This is a genomic window from Mesorhizobium sp. WSM4808, from assembly GCF_055811675.1.
This window is the reverse complement of record NZ_JBVVQX010000050.1, coordinates 1-12,179: the sequence shown is the minus strand read 5'-3', so window position 1 is coordinate 12,179 and position 12,179 is coordinate 1. Positions and strand designations below refer to the sequence as shown.

At 55.9% G+C, this 12,179-nt stretch carries 9 protein-coding genes and 2 pseudogenes; 7 read left to right on the top strand and 4 right to left on the bottom strand.

The features are described from left to right. Window positions 1–422 precede the first annotated feature (422 nt). The 3 genes from AC0L2U_RS34370 to AC0L2U_RS34360 all read right to left on the bottom strand — a co-directional run bounded on the left by AC0L2U_RS34370 (window position 423) and on the right by AC0L2U_RS34360 (window position 4,174). Window positions 423–1,436, bottom strand: a complete 1,014-nt coding sequence (locus AC0L2U_RS34370) for a zinc-dependent alcohol dehydrogenase (RefSeq protein WP_473603652.1) — start codon at window positions 1,434–1,436, stop codon at window positions 423–425. Between the two features lie 15 nt (window positions 1,437–1,451). Then, window positions 1,452–2,768 carry an aspartate aminotransferase family protein gene (locus AC0L2U_RS34365; RefSeq protein ID WP_473603650.1) on the bottom strand — a complete coding sequence of 439 codons (1,317 nt, stop codon included), beginning with the start codon at window positions 2,766–2,768 and terminating at the stop codon, window positions 1,452–1,454. A gap of 152 nt (window positions 2,769–2,920) precedes the next feature. Beyond that, complete coding sequence (locus tag AC0L2U_RS34360) at window positions 2,921–4,174, bottom strand: CaiB/BaiF CoA transferase family protein (RefSeq protein ID WP_292386981.1); 1,254 nt, start codon at window positions 4,172–4,174, stop codon at window positions 2,921–2,923. A 372-nt stretch (window positions 4,175–4,546) separates the two neighbouring features. Between AC0L2U_RS34360 and AC0L2U_RS34355 the strand changes: the two genes are divergently transcribed. From AC0L2U_RS34355 to AC0L2U_RS34325, 7 genes and pseudogenes are all read left to right on the top strand, one after another. Then, window positions 4,547–5,695 (top strand): CaiB/BaiF CoA transferase family protein, encoded by a 1,149-nt coding sequence (locus AC0L2U_RS34355; RefSeq protein WP_473603649.1) that lies wholly within the window; start codon window positions 4,547–4,549, stop codon window positions 5,693–5,695. Between the two features lie 55 nt (window positions 5,696–5,750). Further along, entirely contained in the window at window positions 5,751–6,422 is a 672-nt protein-coding gene (locus AC0L2U_RS34350; protein ID WP_473603648.1) for a methyltransferase, read from the top strand. Between the two features lie 639 nt (window positions 6,423–7,061). Then, window positions 7,062–7,781, top strand: a complete 720-nt coding sequence (gene kdsA, locus AC0L2U_RS34345; protein ID WP_473603647.1) for a 3-deoxy-8-phosphooctulonate synthase — start codon at window positions 7,062–7,064, stop codon at window positions 7,779–7,781. After that, entirely contained in the window at window positions 7,672–7,917 is a 246-nt protein-coding gene (locus AC0L2U_RS34340) for a hypothetical protein (protein ID WP_473603646.1), read from the top strand. The genes kdsA and AC0L2U_RS34340 overlap by 110 nt, the downstream gene beginning before the upstream one ends. Before the next feature lie 332 nt (window positions 7,918–8,249). After that, a complete protein-coding gene (locus AC0L2U_RS34335; RefSeq protein WP_292386968.1) occupies window positions 8,250–8,828 on the top strand; it encodes a GNAT family N-acetyltransferase in 579 nt (192 codons plus the stop codon). A gap of 132 nt (window positions 8,829–8,960) precedes the next feature. Further along, the gene (locus AC0L2U_RS34330; RefSeq protein WP_473603645.1) at window positions 8,961–9,755 is read left to right on the top strand and encodes an IclR family transcriptional regulator; all 795 of its coding nucleotides are present in this window, start codon (window positions 8,961–8,963) and stop codon (window positions 9,753–9,755) included. A gap of 25 nt (window positions 9,756–9,780) precedes the next feature. Beyond that, window positions 9,781–10,579 (top strand): annotated as a pseudogene (locus AC0L2U_RS34325) (IS5 family transposase). Between the two features lie 452 nt (window positions 10,580–11,031). Here the strand turns inward: AC0L2U_RS34325 and AC0L2U_RS34320 are convergent. Beyond that, window positions 11,032–11,255, bottom strand: a pseudogene (locus tag AC0L2U_RS34320) (IS110 family transposase); the annotation flags it as partial. Window positions 11,256–12,179 lie beyond the last annotated feature (924 nt).

Genomic DNA, 12,179 nt, shown 5'->3' with positions numbered 1-12,179 from the left:
GGGCTCGTGATCGCTGGATTTGAGCGTAAGCTCTGAAATCGTCATGTGTCGAAGCCCTCAAAGGCTCCGAACATCGTCCTTCACGCCGATCACCGAAAGGTGCCGTCAGGACATCGCTTACCATGAGCACATGGCAGCCACCAGACCGGCAGCGGCAATAGCGGCTGCCGCGCGAAGCTCCGGCCTCCTCGGCGCACCCGCCCCCAGTTCTTCAAGCACATGTCGATCTGCCCGACCGCCAATCGAGATCTCTGGACCATCCCGTGCGAATCCCAGGCAAAGCAGCCGCGCATCTTGTACGTATCACCGCCTGAAGGACGCTCGGGCTAAGTGGCTGCCTTCTTGCGACAGATGATCTTTGCGCTTTATATCGTCCAAAAGCAATGCGCCTTCGTCCCCGCATCGGCGCTAACAAGCTCTGGTCAGGGTTGGTCTGTCGTAGATATTATCTTCTTGTTTGACAAAAGATTTTCATAATCTGAGAAAACATGGTCTATATCTTTGATATAGTGTAGACTTAATAAGTTGTCATGATCAACGCTCCACTTATCATTAATCAAGTTAGCCGCCTGAATGAACGTGTCTCTGTGACCATTAAGATGTACAAAATGAAGTGTAGGCTGTTTCCACGGAAGTCTATCAGGAACGCGAGGCTCATCCGAGTGATACCTACTAATGATGATCATTCTGCCTAGCTTTGCTAGCCGAGCACATGCAGAAAGGAAGCCGTCCGAACTGCCGCTTGCCTCAAAAATTACATCGAACACACGATCATCGGCACTCTCCAGTATTCTGATTCGATCCGGATAGAGATTTTTCAACGACGCCACTTTGTGAGGTGCCGTGTCATAGATCCATATCTCACCATCCAGTGATTCAAGCAGATTGAACACCAGTAACGTACCAATCCCACCAACGCCAATCACAAGTGCCGCCTCCGAGGCTGGCTTACATTGCGAAATAGACGTCGCGTTCACGGCGACTGACAACGGCTCAGCCAATGCAGCCAAATGTTTAGCCCTATATATCGGCATCTTGACGAGGTATTCCGATTTTATATCAGTAAAATGCGCGAATCCTCGGTTGGTGTAGCAGTTAACGGTAGATTTCTCACATAAATGGCTAGCGCCTATCCGGCAATAGCGGCAGGATCCACACCGGAAATTTGGATCAATGGCGACAAAGTCGCCAACTTCATAAGCGGATATTTGGTCTCCAACCGCGATAACGCTGCCGCAGTGCTCATGACCAAGACTGACCGGATAGCCCTCATCGCGGTGGCCCAAATAGAATGATCGGTCCGTCCCGCAGACCCCACAGAATTCGATTTTTATCCGTACAAAATCTGACGGGAGTTCCTCGCTGATTTCGTCGCACGTGAGGACTAAGCGGCGCGGTGAAACAAGGCGCGCTACAGTGTTGGATCTTTCGGCCATGTCGCATCTCCTACGTCAGGGGCGCTGAAGGTTGTGAAGTGCATCTCGCGCAGCATCGAGAGTTATTCCTATGTCCGTGGTCGAGTGTGCCGCAGACACGTACCAGAGTCCTTCAGGTGTGATCCGAACACCCCGGTCCTGCAATGCGAGGTGCCACGCGCTTTGGAGGCTGAAATCCAGTCCGTCGGCTGCTGAGCGACGGTTAAAAACACGCCCAGGCGCCGCTCTGAACGCTGTCGTAACCGCGCCTGGGCTCCCTCTAACCTGAAAAGGTAGCTCGGTTTGCCTTCCGAGATTTCTAAGACCCTGTTCGAGTAACGCCGCGCGGTGATGAATGCTCTGGAGCTTTTCGCCGGAATTGCCTGCCAGGAGGCTTAGATGCCTCAGCGCTCCCGCGACGGCGGGAGGATAGGCATTATATGTTCCCGTGTGGACAGTATTGGTTTCCACGAGGCGCTTCATAATCTCCTTGCGGCCAGCAAAAGCAGCGAGACACACCTCTCCGCTTAGTGCCTTGGCAAATGCGCTCAAATCTGCAGCGACACCAAAGTGCTGTGCAGCTCCCCCAAGCGAAATCCGAAAGCCGGTTTGGACCTCGTCAAAAACCAAAAGGGCGCCATGAGCGTTGCATTGTTCACGAAGAAATCCAAGAAATCCTACGGAGGGGGAGATGTTACTCCAGAAGCCATTAAACATGATGGGTTCAGTGATCACTGCAGCAATTTCGCCAGCAGAGGTCTTGAACGCGTTTGTGACCGCCTCCGGGTCGTTCCAATCAACGGCCACTATGTTGTAGGCATCAGATAAGGGCTGCCCGAGGGACATCGGAGCGGGTAAAACTTGACCGTCAGGGCTGGCGCGCACGCCTGCAAATCCCCAAGCAATTCCATCATACCATCCATGATAGTGACCGATAAATCTGATGACTTTTTCTCGCCCTGTTGCTGATCGGGCCAAACGGATACACGCATGTACCGCCTCAGAACCGGAATTGCAGAACCTGACCATTTCGGCATTGGCCACAAGTGCGCAAATCAATTCTGCGAGCTCAGTTTCTGCCTCTGTCTGGCCAGCAAAGAATTGTCCGCGTCTAAGCTGACGGCATATTGCCTCCGTGACCTCTGGTTCACTGTGGCCAAGAATCAATGGACCCCTGCCCAAGACGTAATCAATGTATTCGTTACCGTCCGCGTCCCATACACGAGCACCATCACCGCGATCGTAGTAGAGGGGGAAGGGTGTCCAATTCGCTCGATTTCCGCTTGAAATGCCGCCAGGGATGACTTTGAGCGCGTTTGCGAGAAGAGCTTTGGAGCGGTTGTAAGAAGTCACGTTCACCTCACCTCAATTACCGTCGAATGACCTTACGTCCCGGGGATAGGGGCATACCTCGTCGAACGGGGCGGCCCGCGCGGGTGAGGGTCGACTCAGCGGGTCCGACGTCATTACTCAGCCGCACCGATGTTGAGCATTGGTTTGCATTGCTATTTGCGGTCCATTTGCGTGGCGGGGGTGCGAATTGCGCCGCTGGCTATTAATGCGTCGATGCTCTCTTGAGCGATGTCATTCTCCAGTAGAATTTCGACCGTGTGCTCGCCCAAATCTGGCGCAACCCGCTCGAAGAGGAGCGGTGAACCGGACAGCTTCAGAGGCTCTACCGTTACGCGGTAGCGCCCCCCGTAGCTATGCTGGACCTCCCGAATCAACTCGACAGCCACATCGGGGTCTGCCAGTGCTTGGTCGATGCTGCGTACGGGGGCCACCAGAATCCCCGTGGGTGCGAGCCGCGTAAGCGCATCGTCGCTTGTCAGTTGACAGAGCCGGCCAGATAAAATGCCGGCAATTTCATCCCGGTTTGTCCAAGGACCCTTCCCCTCCAACAGCGGCACGATCATCTCGCTGAGGTCTAACGCTACGGCAATGGCGGGAAGCGATTCCGGGTAAGCCACGACGGCAATGGCCCCATCTGATGTCAAATAGATGCCATATGGCGCCGGCTGGTGACTGTGGCTGATGCCATTTCTGCCTCTGCTTGTTGGTTCCCGTGCATTAAGTGCGAAGCTGCACTCCGAGGCCAATAAGTGAAGCGCACACGACATCATATCTACGCGCACCCATTGACCAAGGCCTGTGTGGTCGCGCTGGCGCAACGCCGCTTGGATCCCAATAACTGCCTGCGATGCGGTGTAGGTATCGACGATATACGCACCGGCAGGAATCGGCGGACCATCGGCTGGCCCGCCGAGACTAGCGATGCCCGACAGAGCTTGGATAATTAGATCCTGCCCGGGCTTATTGCAACTCGGACCGGCCGGATCGTAAGCCGCGATTGAGCAATAAACGAGATTGGGGTGCTCGGCCAGAAGGTCCCCGCTGCCCAGCCTCATCCGCTCCAACACCCCAGGTCGGAAATTCTCGAGAAGGACATCAGCCCGGGAGATCATTTTGCGGATTATCGGTTGCGCTTCCGGCCTCTTTAAATCAATGGAAAGTGAGCGTTGGTTGCGGTTCATGGCTAGAAAATAGGGGCTCGGTGCATCTGGGGCCGCCGATGGTTCCTTGATCGCGCTGCGCTGGTAGTCCCCGGTAGGAGCCTCGATTTTGACGACCTCCGCTCCAAGCGAACCAAGATACTGCGCCGCGATTGGCCCTGCCGCATAGTGGGTGAACGCGAGGACCCGAACACCGCCCAGCGGCCCCATCCCGTCCTGCCGGCCTGCTGCTTCTTTTACGGCCATAAAGTTCTCCTGCATTGCATCGCGAGCCTGTGGCTTGATGCGCCATCGCTGTCGGTTTCAGCCGTATCGACCACCGCATCAATGCCCGCTCGTGGACAGCGACATCACTCGCCAGATTAACAACTAAATAGCCGGAAATCGTCTGAGCGAACGTGAAAGTTCGTTGAATATTTGCTTCCGATTCTTGTGGAGGAATAATTATTTGTATCGTGTTCGAAGCGAAACGGTCGTGCGTTGTTCACACAGTTTCACCAACTCTTATCACTGTCATCACATCAAGTGCTCTATGGTCTACCCGTAACGCAATGGGTGCCACGCGAGTGGCGCTGAACAGCGTAGCTCAAAACTGGCAAGATTGCCCCGGAGATCTTCGTGATCGGATCACCACTTGAAGGAGTGAAAGTGCTCAGCTTGGCGGAGCAGTATCCTGGTCCCTATGCAACGCTGCTCCTAGCGGATCTAGGCGCAGATGTCGCTCTCATCGAGAGACCCGGGGGCGGTGATCCTGCCCGCAAGCTCGGAAGCCTGTTTTCCTCGTTAAGCCGGAACAAGCGAAGTATTGTCCTTGACTTGAAGTCGTCTGATGGTCAACGACGCTTAACCGAGCTGAGTACAACTGCGGACGTACTGATCGAAGGCTACAGGCCAGACGTAATGACAAAGTTCGGCCTGAGCTACACAGCACTCAAACAAAAAAACCCCCGTCTGATATATCTTTCGTTGACCGGCTTCGGTCAAAATGGTCCGTATCGCAGGCGTCCGACACACGACCTTTCCTGCCAGGGGGTGGCTGGCGTCTTGTTTCAGCAGCGCCGGACCGGGCGTCCGCAGGAACCGTTTCAGTTGCCCGTGGCTGATCTCGCTTCGGGTACCTTAGCGGCGTTTGGTGTGGCTTCAGCTCTTTTGGCGCGGGAACGAACAGGGCACGGCTGCTACATCGACCTAGCTATGACCGATAGCCTCGTATCGTGGATGACCGCGTATCACTACGCTGCACTAAATGGAAGACCAATGACAGAGGTGTACGAGGAAGAACCGGCCTACGGGACCTTCGTATGCGCAGATAATGAAATGATTACGCTGAGCATCCCTAACGAAGATCACTACTGGAAGGCGCTGTGCGAATGTACTGGTTTGGACCATCTGGCCTCCACATGCCATCAGGACCGCGTTCAACACGTAGCCGAGTATCGGCAGCAACTTGCCGCGGCGATCGCGGGCCAGCGGCGGGAGGAATGGAGAGCCCGCTTCGATGCGGCCGAAATCCCTTGGGGGGATGTGCATGACTTACATAACGTCTCAATAGATCCACAGTTGCGCACGCGAGACCTGTTTGTCCGACTCAAATCCGAACAGGGCGCGGAGTGGCACGTGAATCAACCACTGCGGTTCGACTGCTACAAAACGGGGATCAATCTCCCGGCTCCTAAGCTCGGCGAGCACACACGAGAATTTCTTTCTTCGCAACCATGGAGCGAGACAGGTAAATGTCCGCCAATACGTCCTGAGAGGCGAGACTAGATTGCAAACAGACCAGCCGGCGGTACTTGCGCGAGAATTTCAACGAGGAACGAACATGACCGACCTTGATAAGGTTCGACTAAGGCTACAGCGAAGCCAAGACCAGGAATTCCCATTGCGCGTTGATTATTCTGGGTTGGAGCTCACCGTGAACGAGGGCGTGCTGTCGCCGCACGAATTTACTGGATGGCGCTGGTATACTGAGAATTTTCCTCCCGTCGCGGGAAAGCGCATTCTCGAAATTGGGTGCGGCTTCGGCCTACCCGGGCTGTACCTAGCGAAACTTGGCGCGGCGTCCCTCGTGGCTTGTGATGTAAATCCTAAGGCGGTCGAGAACACCCTAGAAAACGCTGTAAGAAACAACATCAAAAACGTCGACGTCATTGAAAGCGATATTTTTAGCAACATCCCCCCCCAGAGTGAATTTGATTTCATATTCTGGAACTGTCCGTCGGATTTTGCGCCGAGCGATTATCAGTATCGTGACGACCTCGAGCCAGGAGCTATCGATCCGGGTTATAAGTTGCTTAGACGGTTTCTGTCCGAGGGGCCCAAGTTTCTCCGACCGTCGGGCAGCATCCTCCTGGGTTTCCCCTGTGGTCAACGAGACGACCTCCTATGGGAAATCATTACTGCAAACGATCTCGTCTGCGAACTTTTCCGCTCAGGCACGCACTCTCACTCAAGCTTCAGCTACAGGATGTTCTCCATTCGGAGGTCGTCCTGAGGCGTGTAATTTCGGCATTTGCTACTATCTCGTACAGTATTCAAAGGAACGAGCCCCGTACTAGCCCCACGAGCTATATGATCACGATCAAAACCTTAGCTGAAGCAAATAGCGACCGCCTAGTCTTCTTCGAATTTTTCAGAAACTTCGCCACCAACGCTTGAGTCGATGTCGCTCGATATGGTATATCTTAGCTTAGCATCTTCTCCGCTCTCAACCCTTTTGCGGAGGGTATCGACTCATCCGTGGCTGCTCCAGCAGCATCGACGCTCTAGGGTCCCGGACATTTGGACAAGCGCGCCTAATAATAGGTTCGCTGGTGCGCTAATCACGTTAGAGGATGCAGGTGTCAACGGTTAGGCTGCGGATCAGCACTGCGCCTCGAACATGCGATTCTACGCCTTCGATCTCCCTAGCCTTGACGGCCGCGACCTGCAGCGGCTGCCGCGGCACAGTTGATCGCCTGCCTGGATGCGCGTCCGGCTTTTAGAAGGGTCGAAAGGGAGGGGATGGATGCTACCGTGTCGTCTATGCCAATGGTTTTTGAGACAGCTCGACGGCCCGCCCACGAATGGAGGCGGCGATCGGATCGTGCCGTTATCAGGTCACACTTTCAACAGTCGCCAATAAATCCACCGCATGCAAAAGGTAAGTATTGGTGACAGACGTTCAGATCAGAATTACGTGATCGGCAACAGTCGTCCTATGACGCTGATCGGCGGCCCAAATGTCATCGAGTCTCGGGACCTTGCTATGATAGCTGCGGAAGAATTCGTCCGCGTGACGGCAGATCTCGGCATCCCATTTATTTTTAAAGCCTCGTTCGACAAGGCGAATCGCTCCTCTATCCGTTCCTTCCGGGGGCCGGGATTGGAAAATGGACTCGAAGTGCTATGTGAAGTCAGGAATACATTTGGTATTCCGGTGATCGCCGACATACACGAGCCGTCGCAAGCAGCACCCGTCGCAGGAATCTGTGATGTTCTGCCGGCTTTTCTGGCGCGACAGACCGATTTGATTGTTGCGGCGGCAAAGACGGGCACCGTCGTCAATGTGAAAAAACCCCAGTTCATGAGCCCTGCGCAGGTCGGCAATCTAATGGAGAAATTTCGGCAATGTGGCAACGAGCAGGTCTTGCTCTGCGAGCGCGGGTCCTGTTTCGGCTATGACAATCTGGTGGTCGACATGCTGGGAATCCGCGTGATGAGGGACGCAAGCGGTGACGCTCCTATTATCTTCGACGTCACCCATGCGCTGCAGACCCGCGACATCCGCAGACGCTTCCAGCGGTCGACGCCGCCAGATTGCCGAATTGGGAAGGGCGGGCGTCGCCGTCGGTATTGCAGGCGTGTTTCTTGAGGCCCACCCCAATCCCGACGAGGCTAAATGCGATGGACCCAGCGCGCTTCCTCTTAGCCAGCTTCGTCCATTCCTTGAACAGATGAAGGCCGTAGATGACCTGATCAAGGCCATGCCGACGCTAGACATACATTGATTGACATTCGGAGCTGCGTCCATCGGACGGCGCGATGCACCTCGCCCAGAGTTTGAAACGCTGGGCAGTATCGACATCCCGATCGGCCTGTAGGCTTAGCAAGACTATAGGACAGGAACGGACTACAGCAGGGTACTGACGAACTACATTACGCCGACCGTGATGGATGGGCCTGTGGAGAGCGGCGGCGGAAGAACCTGAACTTGTGAGGAATCTAACCCGATGAAGCGCGTCTGTAGGCCAAAAGAAAATCGCTTCTATGTGCCTTGCACCGAATCCAGCTTCTGTACGGGCATAGTGTTTGACATCTCTGGGCGGACGGAAAAATACTAATGAACCTACAAACGAAACGCCTCGTATTGCGCAAATGGAATCCCGAAGATCTAGAGCCATTGGCACGTATCAACGATGATCCCAGAGTGGTTAGGTATGTCGCAAAACTTGTGGATCGGGGTGCTCTGGCAGCTTGGATTGCGGGCCAACGCGAGCATTTCAAGAGGCACGGGCATGGGCTTTGGGCACTGGAGCTATCTGGTGCCGCTAAACTGATTGGCTTCTGTGGTCTTGTCAAAGTGCCATATCAAGCGCATTTCACGCCAGCGGTTGACATTGCGTGGCGGCTCGCTCCGGCCCATTGGGGCCGAGGTTACGCCACTGAAGCAGCATCGGCTGCGCTTGCATTTGGATTTGGACGTCTTCGATTGAACGAAATTGTCGCCAACGCAGCAGTTGCGAATTTGAACTCCAGACGCGTTATGGAGCGGCTGGGGATGACCCACGACCCACAAGATGATTTCGACCACCCCCTCATGGCCGGGGATGACCCGTTGCAGCGTCAAGTGCTGTACCGGATCAAGGCTGAGAATTGGGCGCAATTGAAGGCGTCGTCTACTGGTGGCGATTCAACCTGAATAGCTTTATTCGTCGAGAAACTCCGCTAGTACCGGGTCGATCAAAGTTGCACACGTCGACTCACAGGAGCGCCAATTGACCGCCCTAGCCGAGATAGTAGAATGGATTCTTAATGGAACGGAGCGATCACAGTGCGTGTTGTCAACTCTCTGGTCGAGCGCTGCTTCGCTATCGTCGAGTTACTCGCTAATGATGCTGCGGCCATGCGGCTAGGCGAAATCGCAGAGAAGCTGGGGCTGCAGAAAAGTGCCGCCCACCGCATGCTGAACGTTTTATGCGAGATCGGTTGGGTAGAGCAAGAACAGGTTACCGGATTTTACAAACTTTCGCTACGTCTCGGAATATTGGGGCAACGTTTTCTGAGCGCGACACACCTGACGGACGTTTGCCAGCCGGTACTCGAAGAGCTTGCAGCCGCGAGCGCGGAATTGGTTCGAATGGCGGTAATCCAAGGCGAGACATTGACATGGATAGCGCAGGTCCAAGGCGCAAAAAACGGCCTGAAGTATCAACCGGAGATGGTGGCAAAGGTGCGTCTCGGGAGCACAGCCAACGGCAAGGCATACCTGTCGACGTTGCGCCCGAAAGATGCGCTTCGCATCGCGATCAAAAGCGCCGATGAAGGGCAAGACGGGACGATTTCATCGGTGGAAGATTTCATAAAGGAACTAAAACTGGCGCGAAAACGCGGCTGGGCGATTTCTGACGCGCAAACGGAGCCGGGTGTGGTGGCCATCGCAGCTCCGATCACTTTGATAGGTGGCACGACGGTAGGTACTGTCAGTGTTGCAGGGCCTAGTTCCCGCCTTACTATGGAACAGCACGCTAGCGTCGCGTCCTCGGTTCTAGCTGCCGCAGCGAAGCTTGGGGAATTGTGGCCTCTAAGAGACCGTTTTGAAAATCGGCTGGCTATGGGTTCCGTCTGAGGCTTGGTTGTGATTCAAGCTTTTGATGTGGACAAAGCAGAGCCGTGGGCGGATGGCCCAGATTGCCAAGAAGACCAAGCGCTATCCGTCTGATTTGACGGACGAAGAGTGGGAGCAGTTCGCACCGCTGATGCCCAAGCCTGGGCGTCGCGGCCGTCCGCGCGAGGTTGATTTCCGGGAGGTGGTCAACGCCGTGCGCTACCTGGTCCGCTCGGGTTGCGGTTGGCGGATGCTGCCGATCCAGTTCGGCCCCTGGCAGACGGTCTACGGCTGGTTCCGCGAGTTGGCGCGGCGCTTTCTGTTCCAGACCATCCACGACGTGGCGCTGATGCTGGATCGCGAGCGAGCCGGGCGCGAGGCCACTCCCACGGCTGGCGTGATCGACAGCCAGTCGGTCAAGGCTCCGCAAGCTGAAACAAGGGGTTACGACGCCGGCAAGAAGATTGTCGACCGCAAGCGACACATTGCCGTCGATACGGATGGGCGGCTGTTGATGGTCAACCTCACCACCGCCGATATCTCCGACAGTGCCGGCGCTCAGGCGATCCTGGACGGTATTCGCAAGCGCTGGCCCTTAGCATCTGTTCGCCGACGGCGCCTATGACCGGCTGTATCTCGACTTCGTGGTCGAGATCATCCGTCGATCCGACGACCAGAAGGGCTTCCAGATCCTGCCTCGCCGCTGGGTCGTCGAGCGGACCTTCGGCTGGATGACAAGATGGCGCCGCCTCGTGCGCGACTACGAGCAGCGCATCGACGTCTCGCAAGCCATGATCCTTGTCGCAATGGGCGGCAATGTCATCCGCCGAAACGCTCATCCGTGAATTTCAAAACGGACTCCAAGACAATCGCGCGCCAAGGCAAACTAATTCGCGATGATCGGCTCGAGGGGGCCGTTGCCGCGCAAACGGCATCGCGCTTGAACTGGATGCCCTTCCTATTCATGAGCAGCTTGGTTCCCTTGTCGCTGAGCGTTCGGTCATGAAGGTGTTAGGCGTCTTTTTACCGCAGCTGAGACTGGACTTTGGAACGCGCTGGAGATCGGCTGATGCGGGTTCCTTGGGGCTTTGATGCCCCGGCGCGCTCAGGACGCTGCGGGGTGCAGCGTGATGGCGATCGCTCGGCACAGACTCGGGACAGGCGGCGGCGAAGGCAAGACGGATGCGCGAGAGATCCAGCACCGTATCCCGAGGCACTACCTGCCGCTGTATTTTCCCGAGATCGATCGCTTCCTGGGAAACAGCCGCAGCGATTGGTTCTTCGCCTTCCTCCATGCCTCCCGCACGTCGTTGATGCCGGCCGTAGCGGATCATGGTGGTGGTAGACCTGCGTCCCCCGGATCCTGTGCATGTGCAGGATCACTTGTGCATCCTTTGGATCGTTCTTGCTATTGTGCAACGCTTCTCGTGTTCGGGCCAGCGCCACAGACGACACCAGTCGCACCTCAAAACCCGCTTCAGCCAGGCGCCATGCTATTGGCCGGTGATAGTGCCCGGTCGCCCCACGCAACAGGAGAATATCGCAAATCCGCTGCTACAGATCAAAGGCCTTCGCCTGGGCCTGCCGCGATCCCGGCCTCAGGCACGTCAGGACAAGGCCCTAGGCCGAAGACCGCTAGAAGGCGCAGACCACAGGGGCGGCCGTACGCCTGCCGCGAAAAGCTGCGCGCACCGCTGTCTCGGCTGCCGCCGCTCCCTCATTCCGTAGGTGCTATGGCTCCGATCAAAAAGCTCTTGTCGATCACAGCCCCAGGAGCCGGAAAGCAATCCGTCAGTACGCCGGCGTTCGACGAGCTCGCGACTTAAGGCGAAATCACTGCCGGTGGGCTCTTTCGAGATCTCGGCTGGAACCCGCGAGGTCCGAAGACACGGGCGCCGAAAATGAGGTGCGACTGTAGAGGCTGCGCGGCAGAGAGCTCTCGCCTCGGACCCCCTCTTCGCCACACGGTCACCCATGCACACTGACCCCATCGGCCGTCCAAGGAGGAAACAGCCTTGACATCAGAAAAAACATTGTTCTAGCTAATACTATGTTCCATACTATATTCTTCCGGTGTCAGGAGGGCCCGTATGCGCGTTGAAGAATATGTGAGACCCGTCTTGGAGCGCTTGTGAATGCTGGAATTGCTAAGGCTACGACTAGAGTTCGGACGCCGTCGACAGTCTGGTAAGCCGGACCAACAGAGTGAACTGGGAAGAGCCACTTAGTCGAGTTACCTAATACATAGTTCTGACTGTAGTAGTCGTATGAATAATAGAGCCCACGGACGATTTCAAGACGTTGCGGACTGAGCTCAGTCTTCGGGTCCAGCTACGAGGATCGTACAAAAATGAAAACGCGTGCCGCAGTCGCTGTCGCCGCCGGAAAGCCGCTGGAGATCATGGAGGTCGACCTCGACGGCCCACGTGAGGGCGAGGTTCTGGT

What these genes read in the sequence shown, in the direction of transcription:
- kdsA (WP_473603647.1), top strand. Translation starts at nt 7,062, where the DNA reads ATGCAAAAGGTAAGTATTGGTGACAGACGTTCAGATCAGAATTACGTG.
- AC0L2U_RS34350 (WP_473603648.1), top strand. Translation starts at nt 5,751, where the DNA reads ATGACCGACCTTGATAAGGTTCGACTAAGGCTACAGCGAAGCCAAGAC.
- AC0L2U_RS34335 (WP_292386968.1), top strand. Translation starts at nt 8,250, where the DNA reads ATGAACCTACAAACGAAACGCCTCGTATTGCGCAAATGGAATCCCGAA.
- AC0L2U_RS34360 (WP_292386981.1), bottom strand. Translation starts at nt 4,174, where the DNA reads ATGGCCGTAAAAGAAGCAGCAGGCCGGCAGGACGGGATGGGGCCGCTG.
- AC0L2U_RS34340 (WP_473603646.1), top strand. Translation starts at nt 7,672, where the DNA reads ATGCGCTGCAGACCCGCGACATCCGCAGACGCTTCCAGCGGTCGACGC.
- AC0L2U_RS34370 (WP_473603652.1), bottom strand. Translation starts at nt 1,436, where the DNA reads ATGGCCGAAAGATCCAACACTGTAGCGCGCCTTGTTTCACCGCGCCGC.